This is a genomic window from Streptomyces sp. MJM8645, assembly GCF_001625365.1.
Taxonomy (GTDB): Bacteria; Actinomycetota; Actinomycetes; order Streptomycetales; family Streptomycetaceae; genus Kitasatospora.
Genome location: NZ_LJJF01000001.1, coordinates 2,580,284 through 2,602,582 on the forward strand (window position 1 = coordinate 2,580,284; position 22,299 = coordinate 2,602,582).

Annotated in this window: 18 protein-coding genes; 4 read left to right on the plus strand and 14 right to left on the minus strand. The window is 74.2% G+C overall.

All coding sequences use genetic code 11. The features are described from left to right. Positions 1-4: 4 nt before the first annotated feature. The 4 genes from A6F73_RS10990 to dxr all read right to left on the minus strand — a co-directional run bounded on the left by A6F73_RS10990 (position 5) and on the right by dxr (position 5,038). The gene (locus A6F73_RS10990; protein WP_063347630.1) at positions 5-880 is read right to left on the minus strand and encodes a GNAT family N-acetyltransferase; all 876 of its coding nucleotides are present in this window, start codon (positions 878-880) and stop codon (positions 5-7) included. 200 nt (positions 881-1,080) lie between these two features. Continuing rightward, positions 1,081-2,241, minus strand: coding sequence for a flavodoxin-dependent (E)-4-hydroxy-3-methylbut-2-enyl-diphosphate synthase (gene ispG, locus A6F73_RS10995; protein ID WP_063347631.1), 1,161 nt, complete (start codon positions 2,239-2,241; stop codon positions 1,081-1,083). Between the two features lie 143 nt (positions 2,242-2,384). Continuing rightward, positions 2,385-3,689, minus strand: coding sequence for a M50 family metallopeptidase (locus A6F73_RS11000; RefSeq protein WP_107452864.1), 1,305 nt, complete (start codon positions 3,687-3,689; stop codon positions 2,385-2,387). A gap of 119 nt (positions 3,690-3,808) precedes the next feature. Continuing rightward, complete coding sequence (gene dxr / locus A6F73_RS11005; protein WP_063347633.1) at positions 3,809-5,038, minus strand: 1-deoxy-D-xylulose-5-phosphate reductoisomerase; 1,230 nt, start codon at positions 5,036-5,038, stop codon at positions 3,809-3,811. 84 nt (positions 5,039-5,122) lie between these two features. Here dxr and A6F73_RS11010 point away from each other — a divergent pair, with 84 nt between their 5' ends. Further along, positions 5,123-5,326, plus strand: coding sequence for a hypothetical protein (locus A6F73_RS11010; protein WP_063347634.1), 204 nt, complete (start codon positions 5,123-5,125; stop codon positions 5,324-5,326). Here A6F73_RS11010 and A6F73_RS11015 read toward each other — a convergent pair. The 3 genes from A6F73_RS11015 to A6F73_RS11025 form a co-directional block, all read right to left on the minus strand. Beyond that, the gene (locus tag A6F73_RS11015; protein ID WP_063347635.1) at positions 5,307-6,749 is read right to left on the minus strand and encodes an aldehyde dehydrogenase family protein; all 1,443 of its coding nucleotides are present in this window, start codon (positions 6,747-6,749) and stop codon (positions 5,307-5,309) included. The genes A6F73_RS11010 and A6F73_RS11015 overlap by 20 nt on opposite strands. Before the next feature lie 199 nt (positions 6,750-6,948). Continuing rightward, positions 6,949-8,514: a PucR family transcriptional regulator gene (locus A6F73_RS11020; protein WP_063347636.1), complete on the minus strand. Its 1,566-nt coding sequence runs from the start codon at positions 8,512-8,514 to the stop codon at positions 6,949-6,951. A 153-nt stretch (positions 8,515-8,667) separates the two neighbouring features. After that, positions 8,668-10,746 carry a hypothetical protein gene (locus A6F73_RS11025; protein WP_063347637.1) on the minus strand — a complete coding sequence of 693 codons (2,079 nt, stop codon included), beginning with the start codon at positions 10,744-10,746 and terminating at the stop codon, positions 8,668-8,670. A gap of 240 nt (positions 10,747-10,986) precedes the next feature. On the opposite strand from A6F73_RS11025, the gene gabT reads away from it, so the two are divergent. Together gabT and A6F73_RS11035 are read left to right on the plus strand one after the other, a co-directional pair. Next, entirely contained in the window at positions 10,987-12,327 is a 1,341-nt protein-coding gene (gene gabT / locus A6F73_RS11030) for a 4-aminobutyrate--2-oxoglutarate transaminase (RefSeq protein ID WP_063347638.1), read from the plus strand. 490 nt (positions 12,328-12,817) lie between these two features. Further along, positions 12,818-13,489, plus strand: coding sequence for a phosphatase PAP2 family protein (locus tag A6F73_RS11035; protein WP_159398429.1), 672 nt, complete (start codon positions 12,818-12,820; stop codon positions 13,487-13,489). Here A6F73_RS11035 and A6F73_RS11040 read toward each other — a convergent pair. Further along, positions 13,462-13,794, minus strand: coding sequence for a DUF2218 domain-containing protein (locus A6F73_RS11040; RefSeq protein ID WP_063347639.1), 333 nt, complete (start codon positions 13,792-13,794; stop codon positions 13,462-13,464). The two genes, A6F73_RS11035 and A6F73_RS11040, sit on opposite strands and share 28 nt — an antisense overlap. 167 nt (positions 13,795-13,961) lie before the next feature. Between A6F73_RS11040 and A6F73_RS11045 the strand changes: the two genes are divergently transcribed. Then, positions 13,962-14,573 (plus strand): MarR family transcriptional regulator, encoded by a 612-nt coding sequence (locus tag A6F73_RS11045; RefSeq protein WP_208869070.1) that lies wholly within the window; start codon positions 13,962-13,964, stop codon positions 14,571-14,573. A gap of 75 nt (positions 14,574-14,648) precedes the next feature. Here the strand turns inward: A6F73_RS11045 and A6F73_RS11050 are convergent, their stop codons facing one another. The 6 genes from A6F73_RS11050 to A6F73_RS11075 form a co-directional block, all read right to left on the minus strand. Next, positions 14,649-15,377 (minus strand): ZIP family metal transporter, encoded by a 729-nt coding sequence (locus A6F73_RS11050; RefSeq protein WP_063351112.1) that lies wholly within the window; start codon positions 15,375-15,377, stop codon positions 14,649-14,651. Between the two features lie 328 nt (positions 15,378-15,705). Then, entirely contained in the window at positions 15,706-17,382 is a 1,677-nt protein-coding gene (locus A6F73_RS40395; protein WP_063347640.1) for a restriction endonuclease, read from the minus strand. 114 nt (positions 17,383-17,496) lie between these two features. Further along, a complete protein-coding gene (locus A6F73_RS11060) occupies positions 17,497-19,395 on the minus strand; it encodes a hypothetical protein (RefSeq protein ID WP_063347641.1) in 1,899 nt (632 codons plus the stop codon). A gap of 262 nt (positions 19,396-19,657) precedes the next feature. Continuing rightward, positions 19,658-19,972 carry a cupin domain-containing protein gene (locus tag A6F73_RS11065; RefSeq protein WP_079135597.1) on the minus strand — a complete coding sequence of 105 codons (315 nt, stop codon included), beginning with the start codon at positions 19,970-19,972 and terminating at the stop codon, positions 19,658-19,660. A gap of 124 nt (positions 19,973-20,096) precedes the next feature. After that, positions 20,097-20,753, minus strand: a complete 657-nt coding sequence (locus tag A6F73_RS11070; RefSeq protein WP_063347643.1) for a YigZ family protein — start codon at positions 20,751-20,753, stop codon at positions 20,097-20,099. Between the two features lie 111 nt (positions 20,754-20,864). Then, a complete protein-coding gene (locus A6F73_RS11075; RefSeq protein WP_063347644.1) occupies positions 20,865-22,154 on the minus strand; it encodes an aldolase/citrate lyase family protein in 1,290 nt (429 codons plus the stop codon). Positions 22,155-22,299: the final 145 nt, after the last annotated feature.

Sequence of the window (22,299 nt, forward strand, 5' to 3'; positions counted from 1 at the left end):
GGGCTCAGAACAGCACGCTCATGAACGCGCCGACCTCGCGGAAGCCGACCCGCCGGTAGGCGGCCCGGGCCCGCAGGTTGAAGTCGTTGACGTAGAGCGAGACCACCGGGGCGATCTCGCGCAGCGCGAGGTCGAGGACGGCGGCCATGCCGGTCTCGGAGAGGCCCCGGCCCCGGTACCCGGGGGCGACCCAGACGCCCTGGACCTGGCAGGCGCCCTCGGTGACGGCGCCGATCTCGGCCTTGAAGACGACCTCGCCGTCCTCGGTGAAACGCGCGAACGACCGCCCGGCGGACACGAGTTCGGCGACCCGGGCCTGGTAGAGCAGGCCGCCGTCGCCGGCCAGCGGGGAGACCCCGACCTCCTCGGTGAACATCGCCACGCAGGCGGGCATCAGCGCGTCGATCTCCTCCCGCCGCACCTGCCGCACCAGCGGGTCCGGCGCGATCTCGGCGGAGGGCACGGCGGTGGCCAACAGCGGCTGGTGGGCGCGGACTTCGCGGGCCGGGCCCCAACTACGTTCCAGCAGCGCCCAGAAGGCGGCGGTGGCCCCGGCCGGGCCGACGATCGAGGAGCAGCGGCGGCCCTGCCGGCGGGCCCGCTCGGCGAAGGCCGCGACGGCCTCCGGCCCGGCGTCTACCAGGACGAGGTTGGCCCCGGCGTAGCAGAGCGCGGCGAGGGCGCCGTCCCCGTCGTACCAGCCCCACATCTCGCCGCCGAGCCGCCAGGGGTCCAGGCCGACGGCCTCGACCCGGGTGGCGACGAAGGAGTTGGCGACCGGGTCGCGGTGGAGGATCTCCAAGGCGTCCGCGAGGTCGGGGGGCTCCAGCACGCGGGTGGTGGCCAGGGCGCGGGCGGCCTGGAACGAGCCGGGGAGCATCACACCTCGATCGAGCATCGAGACAGCACCTCACTGAGACGAATCTGGCCGCACCCTACTCCGTGGCCCCACCCGGCTACGACCGTGGCCCCACCCGACTACGGCCGCGGGCCACCCGACTACGGCCGCGGGGCCGTCCGCGAACGGACGGCCCCGCTTCCGGAAGACTGCGCGCGGCGCACCGCGCGGACCCTGCGTGGTCAGTCGGCGGCGACGACGGTCGGCGTACCGGCCTCGACGCCCGCCTCCTGCATCTGCTCGGCGAGCTTGAGCGCCTCCTCGATCAGGGTCTCGACGATCTTCGACTCGGGGACGGTCTTGATGACCTCGCCCTTGACGAAGATCTGGCCCTTGCCGTTGCCGGAGGCGACGCCGAGGTCGGCCTCGCGGGCCTCGCCCGGGCCGTTCACGACGCAGCCCATGACGGCGACGCGCAGCGGCACCTCCATGCCCTCCAGGCCGGCGGTGACCTCCTCGGCCAGCTTGTAGACGTCGACCTGGGCGCGGCCGCAGGACGGGCAGGAGACGATCTCCAGGCCGCGCTGGCGCAGGCCGAGCGACTCCAGGATCTGGTTGCCGACCTTGATCTCCTCGGCCGGCGGGGCGGAGAGGGAGACCCGGATGGTGTCGCCGATACCCTCGGCGAGCAGCGCACCGAAGGCCACCGCGGACTTGATGGTGCCCTGGAAGGCCGGGCCGGCCTCGGTGACGCCGAGGTGCAGCGGGTAGTCGCAGGCGGCGGCCAGCTGGCGGTAGGCGTTGATCATCACGACCGGGTCGTTGTGCTTGACCGAGATCTTGATGTCGCGGAAGTCGTGCTCCTCGAACAGCGAGCACTCCCAGAGCGCGGACTCGACCAGCGCCTCGGGGGTGGCACGGCCGTACTTCTCCAGCAGGCGCTTGTCGAGCGAGCCGGCGTTGACGCCGATCCGGATCGGCACGCCGGCGCCCCGGGCGGCCTTGGCGATCTCGCCGACCTTGTCGTCGAAGGCCTTGATGTTGCCCGGATTGACGCGGACCGCGGCGCAGCCGGCGTCGATCGCGGCGAAGACGTACTTCGGCTGGAAGTGGATGTCGGCGATCACCGGGATGTGGGACTTCTTGGCGATGATCGGCAGCGCGTCGGCGTCGTCCTGGGTGGGGACGGCGACCCGGACGATCTGGCACCCGGACGCGGTGAGCTCGGCGATCTGCTGCAGCGTGGCGTTGATGTCCGCGGTCACGGTGGTGGTCATCGACTGCACCGAGACGGGAGCGTCACCGCCGACCGGTACGTTGCCGACCATGATCTGCCGGGATACACGGCGCTTGGCGAGCGGCTTGAGCGGCAGGGACGGAATACCGAGCGAGATCGCGGTCATGTGCGCAGGGTTCCCCGGGGTTGAGGTGTGGTCGACCGCCCGGCCAGTGGGACGGCCGAGGCCGGGCGCGCCTAGATCGCGCACCCGGCCTCCACGGTACGGCACGGCGCCGGACCCCAGCACACCCGCCGTACCCGAACGCTCTAGCTGATCTTCACCGGGTTCACCAGGTCGGCGACCATCACCAGCAGGGTGAAACCGATGAAGACGCTGGCCACGACGTACGCCACCGGCATCAGCTTGGCGACGTCGAAGGGGCCGGGATCGGGCCGCTTGAACAGCTGAGCGAATCGGCGGCGGACCGATTCCCAGACCGCGCCCGCGATGTGGCCGCCGTCCAGCGGGAGCAGCGGCAGCATGTTGAACAGGAAGAGCGAGAGGTTGATCCCGGCCAGGAGGTTGACGAACATCGCCACCCGCTGGCTGGCGGGCAGGTCCATGCTCACCAGTTCACCGCTGACCCGGGCGGCGCCGACCATGCCGATCGGCGAGTCCGGGTCACGCGGGGAGTCCCCGACGACGGCGTTCCACAGACCGGGGATCTTGCCGGGCAGCGCGGCCAGCGACTTCACCCCGTTCTCGGCCATGCCGACCATCCGGTCCAGGGACTGCCCGAAGCTCTGCTGGACGACCCCCTGCTTGGGGGTGAAGCCGAGGAAGCCCGCCTGCACGGTCTGGCCCTTGAGCGGCACGCCGTTGCCGTCGTACTTCTGCACGTCGTTGACGGCGATGACGGGCTTGAGGACGAGTTGCTGCCCGCCCCGGTCGACCAGGATCTCGACCTGCTGGCCGGCCGACTTCCGGATGTCCGCCTGGAGCTGGTCGTAGTCGCGGATCCGGTCCCCGCCGAAGGAGAGGACCTTGTCCCCCTGCCGCAGCCCGACCTCGTTGGCGGGGGTCTTGGGCGCGTCCGCGGGGCACACGTCGGTCGGCGAGCCGGCCTTGACCACGCACTGGGCGACCGAGCCGATGGTCGGCACCGCCGTCGAGACGCCGAAGCCCATCATGACCGTCAGGAACAGCCCGAAGGCCAGGACCAGGTTCATGAACGGCCCGGCGAACATGACGATGACGCGCTTCCACGGCTTGCGGGTGTAGAACAGCCGGTGCTCGTCGCCCTCCTGGAGCTCCTCGTAGGAGGCTTCCCGGGCATCCTCGATCATGGTGCGCCAGGGGGAACTGCTGCGCTTGGTGATCCGGCCGTCCGCACCCGGCGGGAACATCCCGATCATCCGGATGTAGCCGCCCAGCGGGATCGCCTTGAAGCCGTACTCGGTCTCGCCCTTCTTCCGCGACCAGACCGTCGGGCCGAAGCCGACCATGTACTGCGGCACCCGGATGCCGAACAGCTTGGCCGTCGAGAGGTGGCCGAGCTCGTGCCAGGCGATCGAGACGAGCAACCCGACCGCGAAGACCAGGATGCCGACCACCGTCAAAACCATTGCCACCGCTGGCCCTCCGTCATGCCGCTCTGCTCGTCGTCTTGTCTTACCGCAGTCACGCCCAGCCGGACACCCGGTACGGGTGCACCCGGCCGGAAACGGCCCACGCCGTCAACCCGCCGCCGTCAGCCCGCCGCCAGCTCGCGGGCCCGGGCGCGGGCCCAGTCCTCCGCGTGCAGGACGTCCTCGACCGTCAGGGAAGTTCCCGGCACGGGCGTGCCGTGCTCGGCGACGACCTTGGCAACAGTGTCCACGATTCCCGTGAAAGCGAGGCGCCCCTTCAGGAACGCCTCCACGCACTCCTCGTTGGCCGCGTTGAAGACCGCCGGCGCGGTACCGCCCAGGGTGCCCACCTCGCGGGCCAGCTCCACCGCCGGGAAGGCCTCGTCGTCCAGCGGGAAGAACTCCCAGGTCGCGGCCTTGGTCCAGTCGCAGCCGGGGGCGGCGTCCGGCACCCGCTCCGGCCAGCCCAGACCCAGCGCGATCGGCATCCGCATGTCCGGCGGGCTGGCCTGCGCCAGCGTCGAACCGTCGGTGAACTCCACCATCGAGTGCACCACCGACTGCGGATGGACCACGACCTCGATCCGGTCGAAGGGCACGTCGTACAGCAGGTGCGCCTCGATCACCTCCAGGCCCTTGTTCACCAGGGTCGCCGAGTTGATCGTGACCACCGGGCCCATCGCCCAGGTCGGGTGCGCCAGCGCGTCCTGCGGCGTCACCCCGGCCAGCTGCTCACGCGTCCGGTTGCGGAACGGACCGCCGCTGGCCGTCACCACCAGCTTGCGGACCTCGGCCCGGGTGCCGCCCGCCAGCGCCTGGAACAGCGCCGCGTGCTCGGAGTCCACCGGCACGATCTGCCCCGGCCGCGCCACCGCCTTCACCAGCGGGCCGCCGACGATCAGCGACTCCTTGTTGGCCAGCACCAGCACCCGGCCCGCCCTCAGCGCGGCCAGCGTCGGCCGCAGCCCGATCGACCCGGTGATGCCGTTCAGCACCGAGTGGCACTCCATCGCGGCCAGCTCGGTCGCCGCGTCCGGCCCCGCCAGCACCGTCGGCAGCGCAGCGCCCGCCGCCTTCGCCGCCAGCGCCGCGCGCAGCGCCGGCTCGGCCGCCGGGTCCGCCACCGCCACCGTGTGCACGCCCAGCCGCAGCGCCTGCTCGGCGAGCAGCTCCACCCGGCCGCCGGCCGCCGACAGGGCGACCACCCGGAACCGGTCCGGGTTGCGGAGCACCACGTCGATGGCCTGGGTGCCGATCGACCCGGTCGAACCGAGGATCACCAGCTCCCGGGGGCCGGAAGGGTCCTGCACGGTGGGCGTGAACCGCAGCTGCGGGTGGGCGAGCGAAGTCATGCGCCCATTGTGTCCTGCCCGGGGCCCCGCGCAGGACGCCTCCCGGCAGGACGCCGCCCCGCGCCCCGGGCTGCCGTCGGAGCCATGCGCACCGTCATCGCCGGGGACCACGGGCAGATCGCGCCGAAGCTCGCACGGCTGCTCGCCGGCGACGCCACGGTCGAGGAGGCCGTCTCCGTCGCGGACGGACAGCGCGGCTGGGCCGACCTGGCCCCGGAACGGGCGAAGGGCCCGGTCACCGGACCGGGCCCTTCACTCACGGGTTCGCTCAGAGGTCGAGGCCGCTGAGGACCAGGACCTTCTCGACCGTGTAGTCGTCCATCGCGTACCGGACGCCCTCACGGCCGACACCGGAGTCCTTGACGCCGCCGTACGGCATCTGGTCGGCGCGGTAGGACGGCGCGTCGCCGATGATCACACCGCCGACCTCCAGCTCCCGGTGGGCACGGAACGCGGTCTGCAGGTCGTGCGTGAACACGCCCGCCTGCAGGCCGAACGCCGAGTCGTTGACGGCCGCGAAGGCCTCGTCCACGCCGTCCACCCGGTGCAGCGACAGGACCGGGCCGAACACCTCGGCCTTGGCCAGGATCGCGTCCGCGGGCAGCTCCGCCAGCACGGTCGGCGCGTAGGTCGCACCCTCGCGGCCCCCGCCGGCAAGCACCTTGGCGCCCTTGGCGACCGCGTCGTCCACCCAGGACTCCACCCGCTTCGCGGCGTTCTCGTCCACCAGCGGGCCGACGTCCGTCGCGTCGTCGTTCGGGTCACCGGTGACCTGCGCCTTGACCTTGGCCACGACCTTCTCCACCAGCGCGTCGTACACCGACGCGTCGGCGATCACACGCTGCACCGAGATGCAGGACTGGCCGCCCTGGTAGTTGGCGAACATCGCGATCCGGGTGGCCGCCCAGTCCAGGTCGGCCTCCGAGGACCAGTCGGCGAGCACCACGGCCGCGGCGTTGCCGCCCAGCTCCAGGGTGCAGTGCTTGCGCGGCACCGAGTCCATGATCTGGTAGCCGACCTTGTCCGAACCGGTGAACGAGATCACCGGCAGGCGCTCGTCCTGCACCAGCGCCGGCATCCGGTCGTTCGGCACCGTCAGGATGCTCCACGAACCGGCCGGCAGGTCGGTCTCGGCCAGGATCTCGCCCAGCACCATCGCCGACAGCGGCGTCGCCGGGGCCGGCTTCAGGATGATCGGGGCACCGACCGCGATCGCCGGGGCGACCTTGTGGGCGACCAGGTTCAGCGGGAAGTTGAACGGGGCGATCCCCAGCACCACACCGCGCGGGAAGCGGCGCACCACCGCGAAACGGCCCACGCCGCCCGGGTCGGTGTCCAGCCGCATCGTCTCGCCGTTGGTCCGGCGGGCCTCCTCGGCCGCCCAGCGGAAGACCGACACCGCGCGGCCGACCTCACCACGGGCCCACTTGATCGGCTTGCCGTTCTCCGCGGTGATCAGCTGGGCGAGCTCCTCGGTGCGCTCGGCCAGGCGCTTGGCCACGTGGTCCAGCGCGGCGGAGCGGACGTGCGCCGGGGTGGCGGCGAAGACCGGCAGCGCGGCGACGGCGGCGTCCAGCGCCTCCTCGACCTGGGCCTCGGTCGGGATGCTCACCTTGCCGACCAGACGGCCGTCCCAGCTGTTGTGCACCTCGAAGTCGGCGTCGCCGCTCGCCCGTCGGCCGGCCAGCCAGAAATCGTACGTGGTGGTCACCGTGGTACCGGCCCTCTCCTCGTCGTCATCGGGCCCACGGGTGTGGGACCCGAACCCGAGGGTAGGTGGGGCGGCGCACCGACCGGATTGGCCGACTCGGAGCGTTCGCCCCCGACGCTGCTCCATCCCGTCCAGGGCCTCCCGGGCCAAGCCGCGCCCGGGCACAGCCCGGACGGCCCCGGTGCGGCCAGGGTGCGACCTACTCCTCGCCGGAGCGCAGCGCCAGCCACAGCTCCATCCGCACGTCGGTGTCGTCCAGCGAACGCCCCAGCAGCTCCTCGACCCGCCGCATCCGGTAGCGCAGCGTGTGCCGGTGCACCCCGAGATCGGCCGCCGCCGCGTCCCACTGCCCGTGCCGGGACAGCCACGCCCGCAGCGAGGCCACCAGATCGCCGCGGGCCGTCCGGTCGTGCTCGCGCAGCGGCCGCAGCAGCCCCTCGGCGAACGCCGTCACCGCGTCCTCGCCGAGCAGCGGCAGCAGCGACCCCGCGCCGACCTCCTCGTGGTCCACCGACCGCCGGCCACCGCGCAGCGCCACCGCCAGCGCCCGCTCGGCCTGCGCGTGCGCCGTCCCCGCGTCCTCCAGCGCGGCCGGCGCCGACACGCCCAGCGACAGGCCCTCGTGCTCCTCCACCACGCCCAGACAAGCCCGGTGCACCGCCCCGTTGTCCAGCGCCAGCACCATCAGCCGCGCCCCGTGCGCGCCGTCCTCCCGCGCCACCAGCAGCTTCTCGCCCACCCGGGCGCCCGCCTGCTCGGCCCGGTCCCCCAGCTCCCCGAGCGCCTCCGCGGCCTCCGCGTTCGGCCCGGCCCCGGCCACCAGAACCCGTATCGTCCCCTCCGGCATACCGCCGAACAGCCCCAGCGCCACCTGGCGGGCCGTCGCCACCTCGCCCGCCAGCACCATCCGCAGCAGCGCCGCGCCCATCCGCTCCTCGGCCTGGCGCAGCTCGCGCGAACGCTCCAGCGTCAGGGTCAGCAGCGCCACCGCCGCGTTCAGCACGTACCGCTCGGTCGGGGTGATCCGGTCCTCGGTACCCACCGCCAGGAAGCCCCGGGCCCGCCGGTCCGCCCCCAGCGACTGGACCACCACGTAGTCCTCGTCCGCCGTGTCGATCCCCGGCGCCCGCCCCTGCAACGCGGCGCTCGACGGCGCCGGACGCCGGCGCAGCCGGTCCACCTCCGCCGCCAGCCGCCCCGCCCGGCGCGCCGCCCAGTCCGGCGCCACCACCGACAGCGCCCCCGACCCGTCGTACAGCGCCGCCCAGCCGCCCAGCCGGGCCGCCAGCCGGCGCACCACCGCCGTCGTGCCGTCCTTGCCCAGCGCGGCCCGGGTCAGCTCCTCCTGCGCCTCGAAGGAAGTCGTCACCGCCTCGTACTGCTCCGCGGCCAGCGCCGCCGACACCACCTTGCTGATCGCGATGAACGGCGTCGGCTCCGGCACCCGCAGCAGCGGCAGCCCCCGCTGCGCGGCCGCGTCCACCAGCGGCTGCGGCACCTCCGTGTGTGACAGCCCCACCCCCAGGCCCAGCCCCACCACCCCGGCATCGGCCAGCCGGTGCACATACGCCTGCAACTGGGCCGCCGTACGGCCCAGCTTGATCCCGGTGGTGAGCAGCAGCTCGCCACCCTCCAGGAACGGCGTCGGGTCGTCCAGCTCGCTGGTGTGCACCCAGCGGACCGGCCGCTCCAGGTGATCCGCGCCGGCGAGGACCGTCAGATGGAGCGAACTGTTACGGACAACGGAGGCGAGTGTGGGGGGCATGGCACCTTCGGGGGATCGACCTGACCGCGCCGTTGCGGCCGGGCGAGGAGAGGGCAATGGGACAAGTGAGAGTCTCTCCCCCTCATTATGGACGCTCCGGACAACCGGCACTGCCGAATCCACCGTGAAGGCGAGCTTCCGCCCCGCGCCCCGTCAGCCCCGAAGATCCACCAGCAACGGCGGCACCTGCTCCCCCGACACCGCGGTCAACGACACCACCGCATGCCCCGCCGGCAGCGCGTGCGCCAGATCCGACGGCGACCAGCGCAGGCGCTCCACGTCCCGCGTCGTCACCGACTCCGTCTGCGCCGCCGTCCCCGACAACGCCCGCCGCCCCAACCGCCCGGCCCGCCGCACCACGCCACCCGAGGTGTCGGGCGTGTGGGTCACCGCGGTCTCCTGCACCAGGTGCGTCCCCCAGGCCTCCGAGAACAGCCGGCCGTCCCACGGCGCGATCCCCGGGAACGCCATCCGGCAGCCGACCGCGCCGAACAACGGCGCCCGCAGCGCCTCCGGCAGATCCACCAGCGTGCGCAGCAGCAGCACCGCGCCCGCGTTCACCCCCCGCATCCGCTGCACCCCGCGCACAGCGGTCGCGTCCAGCGCCGCCGACGCGTCGTCCACCACCAGGCCCGCGAACAGCGAACGGTCCGTACGGGCCCCCGCCGCCTGCACGAACTGACCCACCACCAACCGGGACAGCATCCGCGCGGCCTCCGGATGGCTGCGCTCCGGCAGCTTCACCCGCACCCGCAACGGATGGTCCAGCACCCGCATCGCGAACGGGGGCCGCCCCGTGCCGTCCGTCGCGAAGGCGCCCTCGAAGGCCGGCCGGTCCAGCAGCGCCAGCCGGTCCGCCAGCAGCGCCCCGGGATCGTCCGCCCGGCCGCGCTGACGCTCCCGGTGCTCCAGGTCCCGCTCGTACACGGCCAGCCGGCCCGCCACCCCGAGCGCCTTCACCAGAGCCGCCAGCACGTCCGGCTCACCGGCCAGCAGCGCCCGCAGCTCCCGCACCCCCGGATAGCGGGCGTACGCGGCGTGGAACGGGCCCACCACCTGCTGCAGCGCCGTCCGGGCGTTCTCCGCGCGCGCCGTCAACTCGTCCGGCAGCAGCGCCTCGGCCAGCCGGGCGGCCGCCTCGTCCGGATCCTGCGCCGCACCGTAGAGGTCCAGCCCGTACACCGACGCCGGATCACCGGGCGCGATCACCACGTCGTACCAGGCGTCCGGGCCCAGATCCGCGTCCGCCGCCCCCACCACCACCACACACGCGGTACCGGCCAGCGCCTGCAGACACAACGCCTCCGCCACCGGCCGCGCCAGCCGCGCCGTCTTCCCCGTCCCCGCCGGACCCACCGCCAGCAGCGACGTGCCCAGCACCGCCGGATCCAGCGCGAACCCGGCCGCCCGATGGCTCAGCGGGTTCTTCGGCACGTCCTGGGCCGTCCCCAGGCAGACCTGGCCCAGCAGCAGATCGTGCCGCTCAGCCCGGTCCGCCAGCTCCCGCGACTCCGAAGGGTGCGCGAAGGCCGCCCCACCGCGCGCCACCACCTGCTCGACGAAGGCCGGCACGAACGCCGGATCCGCCTGCGCCGACTCCCACGCCCGCTGGATCCGCACGTAGTCGACGTCCCCGACCGCCTCCCCCTCCAGCCGCCCCGCCGCCTCGGCCGCCCCGCCCTGCCGCAGCCCGCCCCACGGGTCCAGCCGCCGCACCACCTGGGCCACCGCCACGCCCTCCTCGGCGGGCTGCTCCTGCGTCACCGCCCGCGACAGCAACGGCGATACGTACCGCCGCCACACCTCGGGCCAACGGCCCATCCGGCCGAAGAGCTTGATGACGACGCCGATCACCAGGACGTTCAAGGTGAGCACGACCGACGTCGCCACCAGCGCCGATTTCGACGGGAGGACGCCGATCATCGTCGTCCCGGCCTCCGCGAGTTCAACACCGTAGACATAGACCAACCACCCCACCACCGCGTTGAGGCCCGCCCGCAGGAGCAGCGGCCAGGCCGCGACCTGGGCCGCCTCCGCCCGTTCCGGGTCGAGCGGGCGGTAGCCCAGCCGGTAGACGCCGGGTTCGGCTTCCGGGCGCGGGGCCGCGGCCCAGGTGGGAAGGTCGAAGGCGGGGGCCCCGCCGGTGCGGGTGCCGGGCCGTTGGCGGGGCATGGGGGCCGGGGGTCCGGTGGTGGTCCGATCGGTGTGGTGGTGTGCCCCGTCGTGCGCCATGTACGGCCCCGCTCCCTCGCCCGCCCGGCCCGATCGCCGTCGGTGCCGCCATACCCATGCCGCCGTACCGGCGACACGCCCGCGCTCAATGTAGTGGAGCGGGGCCTGCTGGCAGTCGCACCACCCGCGCTGGCCGTGCCGGACAAGTCGGACGGCTCAGTGCTACCGAGTGGCGCATGCCCGGCCGGGGAGGGCGGCCGTAGCCTGCGAAGCACCGAGCCGAGAAGTCTGGAGAACCCCATGAGCGCCGCAACGCCGCTCCCGCAGGAGCGCCGCCTGGTCACTGCGATCCCCGGTCCGAAGTCGCAGGAGCTGCAGGCCCGCAAGCTGGGTGCGGTGGCGGCCGGTGTCGGCACCACCCTGCCGGTGTACGTGTCCCGTGCCAACGGCGGCGTGCTGGAGGACGTGGACGGCAACTCGCTGATCGACTTCGGCTCCGGTATCGCCGTGACGAACGTCGGCAACAGCGCCGAGGCCGTGGTGGCGAAGGCGAGCGAGCAGCTGGCCGCCTTCACCCACACCTGTTTCATGGTGACCCCGTACGAGGGTTACGTGGCGGTCGCCGAGCAGCTGAACGAGCTGACCCCGGGTGACCACGACAAGCGCACCGCGCTGTTCAACTCGGGCGCCGAGGCGGTCGAGAACGCGGTGAAGGTGGCCCGCGCCTACACCAAGCGCACCGCCGTCGTGGTGTTCGACCACGGCTACCACGGCCGTACGAACCTGACCATGGGCCTGACGGCGAAGAACATGCCGTACAAGCAGGGCTTCGGCCCGTTCGCCCCGGAGATCTACCGGGTGCCGGTGGCCTACCCGTACCGCTGGCTGACGGGTGCGGAGAACTGCGCCGCCGAGGCCGCCGCGCAGGCGATCGAGATCATCAACAAGCAGATCGGCGCCGAGAACGTCGCCGCGATCATCATCGAGCCGATCCAGGGCGAGGGCGGCTTCATCGAGCCGGCCAAGGGCTTCCTGCCGGCGATCGTGGAGTACGCGAAGGCGAACGGCATCGTGTTCATCGCGGACGAGATCCAGACCGGTTTCTGCCGTACCGGCCAGTGGTTCGCCTGTGAGGACGAGGGCATCGTCCCGGACCTGATCACCACCGCGAAGGGCATCGCCGGCGGTCTGCCGCTGGCGGCGGTGACCGGTCGCGCCGAGATCATGGACGCCGCGCACGCGGGCGGCCTGGGCGGCACCTACGGCGGCAACCCGGTGGCCTGTGCGGCCGCGCTGGGCGCCATCGAGACGATGAAGGAGCAGGACCTCAACGGCAAGGCGCAGCGGATCGGCGAGATCATGCTGGGCCGCCTGCGGGCGATGCAGGAGAAGTTCGACATCATCGGCGAGATCCGCGGCCGCGGCGCGATGATCGCCGTCGAGCTGGTGAAGCCGGGCGGCAAGGAGCCGAACGCGGAGGCCACCGCGGCCATCGCGAAGGCCTGCCACGCCGAGGGCCTGGTGGTGCTGACCGCCGGCACCTACGGCAACGTGCTGCGCTTCCTGCCGCCGCTGGTCATCGCGGAGCACCTCCTGGCCGAGGGCCTGGACATCCTGGAGGGCGCTTTCACCGCCGTCTGAGCGGTGTCGCCCGTCAGGTCGTGAACCCCCTCCGGAGGGTTGTCCGGACAGCGCTGAACGGCCCGTGGGGACCTCTGGTCCTCGCGGGCCGTTCGGTTGTCACCGGCCGGTCGGACGGGCCCGACGCCCGGTCGGGCCAGGTCGTCGGGGCTCCCGGAGGGCCGCCCGGGGCGGGGTGAAGATGATGTGGGGAATCGCTGAAGGCGCTCGGCGCGGAAGGGCTGTTGACGTAGTGTCATCACCGATGGACAGCGAGCCGCAGCCATGGGCGGAGCCGCTTGCGGGGTCGCCCCCGACGGCGGGTCCGCATGCGTGCCGCGAGGACAACCAGGCCGCCCCGGGAGGGGTGGCGTCCACCGAAGACCGATCGACCGACCGTCCGACCCACACCCCCCGGGGCGCACGGAACGGCGATCATCAGAGCCGCCCCGGAGCTCTCCCCCCTGCTCCGGGGCGGCTGTCCGGCGTTCCGGGCCGGGTGGCCCGTTCGGTGGCCGTGCCGCTGACGGCGGCGGTCGTCCTGCTGCTGGTGTCGTGGCAGGTGGCGGCGGACGGCCCACTGCTCGGATGGGACCGCTCGGTCCGCGGAGCCGTCCGGAGCGCCCACCGGGACCACCCCAGCGCGCTGCTGGACCAGCTGGGCCAGGTCCTGTCCGACCTGGGCGACAGCGTGCCCGCGATCCCTGTGCTGCTGGCGGCCGGCGTGCTGGCCGCGTGGCGGTGGCGCCGGACGGGGGCGGCGGGGCGCTGGTGGCTGCCGCTGCCGGTGGCGGCGCTGACCGCCGGACTGATCCCGCTGCTGGTGGTGCCGGCCAAGGCGGCGTTCGCCCGGCCGGGCCCGCTCGGTGATCCGCTGACGCCGGGGCAGTGGGGCTGGTACCCGTCCGGGCACACCGCCACCGCGTCGCTCTCGTACGGGGTGGCGGCGCTGCTGCTGGTGCGGGTGGCGGGGCCGTGGGCGGCGCGCCTGCTGACGGCGGGCGCGGGGCTGCTGGCGGTGGGCGTCGGCGCGGGGCTGGTGTGGAGCGACTTCCACTGGCTGCTGGACGTGGTGGCCAGCTGGTGCCTGGCCGCCCTGGTGCTGTGGGGGCTGGCCCGGCGGCTGCCCCGGCCGGGCGGCGGGGGCGGCGGCGGTCAGGCCTCGGGGTCGTCGTTGCGGTGAACGAGGCCGGTCTCGCCGTTGTCGCGGTGCCATTCGATGACGAGTTCGTCGCGGGCGCCGAAGCGGACGAGGTGGCGGCCGACGACGTCCTCCAGACCGGGCAGGTTCTCCCGCTCGCCCTCGACGGTGAGCAGCAGCGCGTCGGGCCGGGCTTCCAGGGTGGCGGTGCCGGCGCCGAAGACCAGGGTGCCGCGGCCGGTCTCCTCGGAGAAGGTGGCCTCGATCTTGCGGCCCATGTGGGCGGCGAGCTGCTTGGCGTAGCGGGTGGGGCGGTCGGTGGTGACGCGGGCTTCGGAGCGGGGCACGGGCCCTCCAGGATCCGGGGAGGGAACTTAGGGTCCCCTCAGTTGGGGCTACGCTAACCCAGGTACTGAGCCAAGCTCAACATTTTTCTCCGGGTGCCGTCCGCTGTCGGCCGCCGGCCCCGGACCGGCCGATACCCTGGGGCGGACGCCTGCCGAGGAGACCGCCGATGACCACCACGCCGACCGACCCGGCGGACCCCTCCCCCGGCCCGCCCGGCGCCCCTGCCGAGGCGACCGCCTCGGACACCACGGCCTCGGACGCGGCCTCGGACACCGCCGCCTCGGACGCGGCCTCGGACACCGCCGCCGAGCTGGCCGACACGATGACCAGGGCGATCAAGCGGATCCGTCGGCAGACCGGGTGGCGGCTGGAACCGTACGGCATCACCCCCGGCCAGGCCCGGGCGCTGAACACCCTGGCCCACGCGCCCGGCTGCGAGCTGCCGGACCGCGCGATGCGGCTGAGCGACCTCGCCGAGCGGCTGCACATCGCCCCGCGCTCGGCGACCACCGTGGTCGACGCACTGGAGGAGGCCGGCCTGGTCGAGCGCAGGCCCGATCCGGCCGACCGGCGGGCGGTCCGGATCCTGCTGACCGAGGCGGGCCGCGCAGCGGTGGAACGGATCGGGCAGGTCCGGCACGAGGTGGCCCAGGAGTACTTCGGCGAGGTCGGTCCCGACGAGCAGGAAGTGCTGCTGCGAGTGCTGCGCGCCGCCGAGGCCCGCTTCCTCGCAGCCGGTCCACCACCGCGGACGGCGCCCCCGGGCGCAGCGCGGTGACGCGGGAGCGGTCGGCTGCGCTGGGCGGCCCGCCGCGTTAGACCCCGTCCCGGCCCGTCCCGCCCTGCCCTGCCCCTAGGTGGCGAGGCCGATCACCAGCCACATGAACCCCACCCCGGCGACGGTGCAGAGCAGGGTGCTGCGGGAGGGGTGCGGGCTGTGGGCCTCCGGGAGGATGTCGGAGGTCGCCAGGTAGAGCAGGAACCCGGAGAAGAAGCCGAGGTAGAGGCCGAGCAGGTGCTCGGGGATGGTGAAGGCCAGGGTGATCGCGGCGCCGGACACCGGGGCCAGCGCGTCCGCCGCGAGCAGCGTCAGCGCCCGCCGCCGGTTGTTCCCGTAGAGCCGGGTGATCGTGTACGTGTTGAAGCCGTCGGCGAAGTCGTGGGCGACGACGGCGATGGCGACGACCGTTCCGACCGTGGTGCCGGCCTGGAAGGCGGCGCCGATCGCGAAGCCGTCCATCACGCTGTGCCCGACCAGGGCCAGCGCGGCGGTCAGGCCGACGCCCTGGCGCCCGGCGTGGTGGGCGTGCGCGTGCTGGTGGCCGTGGGTGTGCTCGGCGTACTCGCTCTCGTGGCCGCGGTGGATGGCGACCGCGCGTTCGACCACGTGGATGGTGAGGAAGCCGACCGCGAACATCAGCAGCGCCTGCGGCACGCCGTGCACCTCGTCCGGTGCCTGGCGCATGGCCTCGGGCAGCAGGTCGAAGGCGACCACGCCGAGCATGAGGCCGGCGGCGAAGCCGAGCACGAGGTGGCGGCGGTCGCCGGTGCGTTGGGCGACGAAGCCGCCGATCAGGGTCATCAGGAACGCCCCGGCGGCGACCAGGACGGCGGTCACCGGGCCGCCTCCGGGTGGGTCGATCCGCTGTGCGGGCGCCGGCGGGTGCCGCCGTGTGGTCTGCCGGGCGCTCTGCCCATTCCTCTCCCCCTGGGGTCCGCCCGTGGCCGGGCCGACCGCCGACCGTATCGGACGACCGTTCGACGGTGATCGCCCGGGGTGCCGCTGCTCCGCCGGTGCCCGTTCCCCAGCCTCGGGTCGGGTGCGGGGGCGCGCCCGCCGGGCGGTCCGTCGGGGTGAGCTGCGAAGACGGGGACGGGGACGAGGGTGGGGGCGGGGACCGGAGGTGGGGTCAGCGGCCTGCGGCGAGGGGCAGGCCGAGGTGGGTGCGGGCGAGTTCGCTCACGCCGTCGCCGTCGACCAGGTGGATGTGGCGGTGGCTCTCCTCGCCCGTGAGGTCGAGGGCCTCGTCGGCGAAGCGGCCGGTGGTCAGCCGCAGGCCGCGCTCGGCGGACTCCTCCTGAACGGCCTCGGCCAGGGTGACGATCTCCTCCGCGCTGACCGGCGCGGCGCCCCGGGAGGCCCAGACCACCCAGCGGCCGGGCAGCGCACTGCCCGGGGCCCCCTCGCCGGTGGCGACCAGTCCGGCCGGGCCGCGCAGCCGCACGCTCCACTCGGCGAGCCCGCCGCGGGTGAGCAGGTCGCGCACCAGCTGGGCGAACTCGTTCGCGGACAGGTCGGGTGCGGCCGGTACGGCGGCACCCGCCTGCGCGGCGGGCTGCACGCCCACGCGGCCGTACGGGTCCGGGGTGACGGCGGCGCCGAGCTGGCGCAGCCGGACGAGCGCCTCGTCCTGCTCGGCGTCGGCGTAGACGCCTTCGTCGTCGCGCTCCTCGTACGGGGTGGCGGGCGGCAGCAGCCGGGTGCGGGCCAGTGCGTCGCGGTCGGCGTCCACGCTGACCAGGCACAGCGGCTCGGCGGTGCCGGGCTCGCGCAGCCAGCCGTTGAGCACGACGCCCGCGAGTATCTCGTCGGTGTCGACGGCGTCGGCGGCCTGGAGGGCGCGCAGGGCGAGCCGGGCGACCAGGCGCAGATAGTCGGTGGCCCGGTCCGCCGGCGGGCGCGGGACCGGGACGATATCGCCGTCCGGGGCGAGCCGGTAGCCGGTGAGCGAGGGCACCAGGTCGAGCGGCGGCAGGTCGAGGTCCAGCACGGCGGTACGGGTGAGCGGGCGGAAGACCGCCCGGCAGGGGGCGGGCAGGTCCTGGGTGGCGGTCTCGGCCGCGGCGAGCGCCCGCTCCAGCAGTGACTCCACGGCGGCCGGCTCGGACAGCCGGTAGGCCCGTCGGCACTCCTCCAGGCTCTCGTTGTACTCGCGCACGGCGCGGGCCCGGGCCTCCTCGGCCGCCTCGTGGACGCGCCGGGACTCGTCTGCGGCCGAGTTGTCGGCCTCGGCCCGGCGGGTGCGCCACTCGCGCAGGGAACGCTGGTGGGCCAGCCGGGCCTGGGCGAGCTCGCGCTGGTAACCGGAGTCGAGCAGGCGACGGGCCGGGGCGCCGTCGGGGTCGGCGGTGGCCGGCCCGGCGGGCGCGAAGTCCGCCCAGCGGGGCTCGGCCTCGCTGCCGGTCTCCGGCCCGTCGGCCGGGTAGGGGCGGGGCTCGTAGTGGCGCAGCTGGCTCTCGAAGTCCATGGCCGAGACGGGCAGTGCGGCCCGCCGGAGCAGGTCGGCCAGCCGGTCGTGCTCGGCCTGGACCGTGAGCGTGCGGTGGTGGGTCAGGGCGGCGGCCCGGCCGTGGGCGGCGATGGACTCCTCGGGCTCGGCCGGGCCGTCGCCGGACGCACCGTCGCCGGACGCACCGTCGCCGGACCCGCCGTCATCGGGCGTACCGGGGGCGGCGGCGTCCGGGTTCAGGCCCTGACCTTGGCCCTGGTCGGTGTTGAACTCTCTGAAGACCGAGGCGAGGAAGCCCGGCCGGGGGAACTGGACGGTGGCGGTGCCGTCGGGCTGGCCGTCTGCTGAGTGCTGCATCGGTCGTCGTTCCCCCATGCTCGTCCGGCGCCTGCCCGGGGCGGCCGGCGACCCTGCGGCCCGCCCCTGCCGGACATTGTCCACCGAACGGGCGGCAGTGGTCAGCCCAGCCTCTCAGTTGGTCCGGGTGTTGGTCAGGTGCAGGCCGATGTAGCCGACATAGATCCGGCCACTGCCCGAGCAGTCGTCCAGGTAGTGCAGCCGGGGCGCGGTACGGCCGCCGCCGATCCGCAGGTGTGCGCCCATGAAGGCGCGCCGGGAGGCGTCCACGCTCTCCGGGACGGGCAGCATCCGTTCGCGCTTCCACTTGGTGTGGCTGAACACCGTCCGGGACTCCCCGCGCACCGCCTTGCGGGGCGGGAAGTGGTGGCAGCCCTCCGGGGTGTGCTCGCACCACTGCTTGAAGTCGCCGCCGGCCGCGCCGCGGACCGCCGCCTCGGCGTACTCCTGAAGGGCGGTCAGCCCGTCCCAGGCGAGCCGGGCCCAGCCCGCGCCGGAGCACCGGAGACCGTCCAGGGCGAGCGCGTTCTTCTGGTCGCCGGTGAAGGTCAGCAGCGTGAACTCGTCGATCCTGGCCATGAGTTCGGTGAAGGTCTCCGGTTTTCCGGGCCGGGCGGACGGCTTGGTGGTGAAGTGCCCGGCGGTGCCCTGGAGGATGCAGTGGCGCCCGGTGAGGGCGCGGGAGCCGGCCCGTACGTGGCCGTCCCGGCCGTCGTGGCGCTCGCGGAGCTCCGGACGGTCGCGGCCCTCATGACCCTCGCGGCCGTCCTGCTTGTCCCGGCTGTCCCGACTCACCCGGTTGTCCCGGCGCTCGTGCCGCAGGGTGCGCCGGACCCGCTCCAGCTCGTCGGCCCTGGCCTGCTGCTCGGCGCGGTCCTGCTGTTCCTCCCGGACGAGCGCGGCCAGCTCGGCGCGGGCGGCGGCCGGGTCTCCGGCCGGGCTGACGGCCGCGCGGGGCGGCGCCGGGGCGACCCGCAGCACCGGGACGGCCGCCAGCGTGGGCGGCAGCGGCAGGTCGGCGGCGAGCCGGCGCGGCTCGCGGGCGAGCAGCCCGGCCGCGCGGCGGAGGTCCTGCTCTATTCGCCCCCGGGCGAGCACCGGGTGCCGGGCGCCGTCGCACCGGGAGGCGGGGTCGACCTCGGGCAGGTAGGTGCGCACCGCTCCGCCGTAGACGCTGTGGTACTCCAGCGCGACGTTGAACCCGGTCCGGGCGCCCGGGTCCAGGACGTAGGCGGTGGCCAGGCCGGGCAGCTGGTGGCAGAGCGGGCGGACGACGTCCTCGACCCAGCGTTCGAGCGGGAGGTTCACCGGGACGCTGGCGACCACGACGGGCAGCCGGCGCTCCGGGTCGCAGAGCTCGTCGATCAGGCCGTCGACCTCGCCGGCGGTGATCACCCGGGGGGCCGGGTGGACTGCGGCCGGGCCGTCGGTGGCGTCGAGCAGCGGCAGGAGGGTGCGGGCGAGTTCGGGCACCGGCACCCGGCAAGGGGTCCGCACGCCGTTGCCGGTGCTGTGCGTCTCGGCCTCCAGCCGGACCCAGGTGGGGCCGTCGGCCGCGGTGGCCACGGTCAGGGTGAGCTGCTGGGTGCCGTGCGGGGTCGGGGTGCGCAGGCGCCGGCGGTCGTAGCGGCCGGCGGCCGGGCCGCCGCGCAGCGGGCCCTGGTCGCGGTCGAGCAGGACGCGGTCGCCCAGGCGCAGTCGCTCGGCGGCGGGGGCCGATCGGGACTGCGTCGGTCCGGACGTCGTCAGCCCAGGGGGCGTCAGTTCGGGCGGCTTCGGTCGGGTTGGAGGCGTCCCCGTCGAGGCCGGTCCGGCCGGGGGCGGCCCGGTGAGGGCACGGGGAGCCGGCGGAGGCTCCTCGCAGCCTTCCTGTTTCAGCCAGGCGGCGAGCTGCTCGTCGGCCAGGGCGACGGCCTCGCGGTGCGGGAGGGTGGTGGTGACGGTCATCCGGTAGGGCGTCGCGGGGCCGGTCAGGTCGGCGCCGGCGGGCGACGAAAAGCGGTCTGAGGTCATGCGCATACCTCCGTGGTGCGGGGTGGGGTCTGGTGTCCTCCATCGATGGGTTATTCGTCCGGTTCGGCCGGATCCTTGCCCAGGAAACGCCACGGCCCGGAGCGGAAGTTCCAACTCCGGGCCACGTCAATACGTTCGGGTGAATCTGCTCAAGCCGTGCACCGCGTGGCGCGGCTCCCGGGCCCGCCCCCCTCGTCGCCGGACGGCGGACGGCGGGGCACGGGTGACAGCGCCGGAGCAGCCCTGGTCAGACCTCAGCAGGTCAGGCCTCGGCGGGCCGGGCGCCGCTGCGACTCCACGCGGGCTCCGCGACCGGCACCGCCAACGGGCAACCGGCCGGGGCGGCGTAGCTCGCGATCAGCACCACGGGCTCGTCCCCGAGGTTGCGCCCCACGTGGACGTGGACCGGTCCGGCCTCCTCGACCAGCGAGTCCCCGGCCCGGCTGACCTCGACCCGGCCGTCGTGCAGGGTCCGGGTCAGCGTCCCGGACAGCACCACCACGTCCACCCGGCCCGGGTGGTAGTGCCAGCCGGTGCTGGCCCCCGGCGGCAGGGTGACGGTCTGGACGACGGGCATCTCGGGGCGGCTTCCTGCTCGACGACCGGACCAGGCTAGGCACGCCCCGCAAGGCTCCGAAACGGATCGGCCGCGATCTGGCCGAATAGGTGGCCGAAAGCGCCGCCGCCCGCCTGCTCCGGCATCAGACCGGCACCTCGACGTACGTCCGGCCGGCCGGGACCGCGACGGCGGTACCGCCGGTCGCCTCGGCCAGCCAGGCGTGGAAGGCCGACACCTCCGGCTGCGGCACGCCCACCTCGATCCGCACCCCGGCCGGCTCGTAGGCCAGGTCGCTCACCGTGTAGCCGGCCGCCCGCAGGTCGTTCTCCACCCGCCCGGCGCGCACGTGGTCGGCCGTCACCGCGAGCAGGGCCACCGGCCGCCGCTCCAGCAGACCGATCTCGTCCACCGCCTCGGACACCGCGTTGCCGTACGCCCGCACCAGGCCGCCCGCGCCGAGCTTGATGCCGCCGAAGTACCTGGTCACCACGGCGGCGGTGTCGGTCAGGCCGCGCCGGCGCAGCACCTCCAGCATCGGCACCCCGGCGGTGCCGCCGGGCTCGCCGTCGTCGCTGGAGCGTTCGCGGCGCTGCTCGTCGCCGACCACGAAGGCGGTGCAGTTGTGCCGCGCGTCCCAGTACTGCTTGCGGATGCCGGCGATGAAGGCCTGCGCCTCCTCCTCGTCGGCGACCCGGGCGAGGTGGCAGATGAACCGGGACTTCTTGATCTCGGTCTCGTGGCTGCCGGCCCGCCGGATGGTGAGGTACGGCCTGGCGGTCGGTTCCGGCGTGGCGGACATGACGCGGTGGTTCTCCCGGAAACGGCGACGGCTGGCGGCGCACACCCCGGGCGTCCCGGGGCGGCACCGCCAGCCTAGGCCCTGGCCGGGCTTCGTCGGCCGGTCGCGGGGTCAGCGCCCGGCCAGGGCGTCCAGCCGGGCGCGGTCCAGGCCGGTCAGCGCGGTGACCTCGGCCGGGTCGACGGCGCCGCAGTCCAGGCCGCGCAGCAGGTAGCCGCTGAGTGCCCGGGCGGTGGCCGGCTCGTCCATCACGTCGCCACCCGCCTTGGCGACGTACGCGGCCAGCCGGGCTGCGGCGGCCGCCAGGCCCTCGCGGTAGAAGGAGTACACCGCGACGTAGCGGGTCGGCAGGTGCGCCGGGTGCATGTCCCAGCCCTGGTAGTAGGCGCGGGCCAGCGAGCGGCGGACCAGGTCGTGATGCAGCTTCCAGGCGGCGTGCACCTGTTCGGTGGAGCCGGTCGGGATGACGTTGGTCGCGCCGTCGGAGAGTCGGACGCCGGTGCCGGCTGCGGCCACCTGCATGACCGCCTTCGCGTGGTCGGCGACCGGGTGGTCCATGCTCTGGTGGGCCGCGCTGACGCCGCAGGAGGCGCTGTAGTCGAAGGTGCCGTAGTGCAGCCCGGTGGCGCGGCCTTCGGCGGCCTCGATCATCCGGGCCACGGTGGCCCGGCCGTCCGGGCCGAGGATGGCCTGCGTGGTCTCGATCTGGATCTCGAAGCCGATCCGGCCGGCGGGCAGCCCGGCGCGGCGCTCGAAGTCCTCCAGCAGCCGGACCAGCGCGGTGACCTGCTCGGCGTATGTCACCTTGGGCAGGGTGAGGACCAGGCCGTCCGGCAGGCCGCCGCCGGCCAGCAGGGTGGCCAGGAACAGTTCCAGGGTGCGGATGCCGCGGTCGCGGACGGCCGCCTCCATGCACTTGATCCGGATGCCGAGGTACGGCGGCGCGGCACCCTCGGCCACGGCGGCGGCGACCAGTTCGGCGGCGCGGACGGCGGCGGCGTCCTCCTCGGCGTCCGGGCGGGGTCCGTAGCCGTCCTCGAAGTCGATCCGCAGGTCCTCGACCGGCTCGCGCTCCAGCTTGGCGCGGACCCGGGCGTGCACGTCGGCGAGCAGCTCGTCGTCGGCCAGGCCGAGGGCGCGGGCCAGCTCGGCGGGGGTGCCGGCGTGGGTGTCGAAGGCCTCCAGAGCCTGGCGGCCCCACTCCCGTACGGTGTCGGCGGCGAAGGCGTCGGCCGGGACGTAGACGGTGTGCACCGGCTGCCTGGTACCGGTGTCGCCGGGGTAGCGGCGCGCCAGGTCGGCGTCGACCGGGGCGAGCAGCGCCTCCACGGCGGCGCGGGCGGTGGCGGAGAAGGAGGCCCCGCCCGTCGGTCCGTTACCGTCGACCTCGACCTGCGACATCCGCACTCCTCCATGCCGGACCAACATTTCAACAATTTGTTGAGGTGAAGGTAGCTCCGGCCGGATCGGGCGTCAATGGCCGACCGAGCGGTGGACGGAGGAGCGTTCGACGGAGGAACGTTCGACGGAGCGTCCGGCCGAGGCG

Excerpts from the sequence above, each read along its gene's own strand:
- A6F73_RS40395 (WP_063347640.1), bottom strand. The coding sequence starts at position 17,382 with ATGCAGCACTCAGCAGACGGCCAGCCCGACGGCACCGCCACCGTCCAG.
- A6F73_RS11020 (WP_063347636.1), bottom strand. The coding sequence starts at position 8,514 with ATGCCCCCCACACTCGCCTCCGTTGTCCGTAACAGTTCGCTCCATCTG.
- A6F73_RS11075 (WP_063347644.1), bottom strand. The coding sequence starts at position 22,154 with ATGTCGCAGGTCGAGGTCGACGGTAACGGACCGACGGGCGGGGCCTCC.
- A6F73_RS11070 (WP_063347643.1), bottom strand. The coding sequence starts at position 20,753 with ATGTCCGCCACGCCGGAACCGACCGCCAGGCCGTACCTCACCATCCGG.
- gabT (WP_063347638.1), top strand. The coding sequence starts at position 10,987 with ATGAGCGCCGCAACGCCGCTCCCGCAGGAGCGCCGCCTGGTCACTGCG.
- A6F73_RS11060 (WP_063347641.1), bottom strand. The coding sequence starts at position 19,395 with ATGACCTCAGACCGCTTTTCGTCGCCCGCCGGCGCCGACCTGACCGGC.
- A6F73_RS11025 (WP_063347637.1), bottom strand. The coding sequence starts at position 10,746 with ATGGCGCACGACGGGGCACACCACCACACCGATCGGACCACCACCGGA.
- A6F73_RS11045 (WP_208869070.1), top strand. The coding sequence starts at position 13,962 with ATGACCACCACGCCGACCGACCCGGCGGACCCCTCCCCCGGCCCGCCC.
- dxr (WP_063347633.1), bottom strand. The coding sequence starts at position 5,038 with ATGACTTCGCTCGCCCACCCGCAGCTGCGGTTCACGCCCACCGTGCAG.
- ispG (WP_063347631.1), bottom strand. The coding sequence starts at position 2,241 with ATGACCGCGATCTCGCTCGGTATTCCGTCCCTGCCGCTCAAGCCGCTC.
- A6F73_RS11050 (WP_063351112.1), bottom strand. The coding sequence starts at position 15,377 with ATGACCCTGATCGGCGGCTTCGTCGCCCAACGCACCGGCGACCGCCGC.
- A6F73_RS11010 (WP_063347634.1), top strand. The coding sequence starts at position 5,123 with ATGCGCACCGTCATCGCCGGGGACCACGGGCAGATCGCGCCGAAGCTC.
- A6F73_RS10990 (WP_063347630.1), bottom strand. The coding sequence starts at position 880 with ATGCTCCCCGGCTCGTTCCAGGCCGCCCGCGCCCTGGCCACCACCCGC.
- A6F73_RS11065 (WP_079135597.1), bottom strand. The coding sequence starts at position 19,972 with ATGCCCGTCGTCCAGACCGTCACCCTGCCGCCGGGGGCCAGCACCGGC.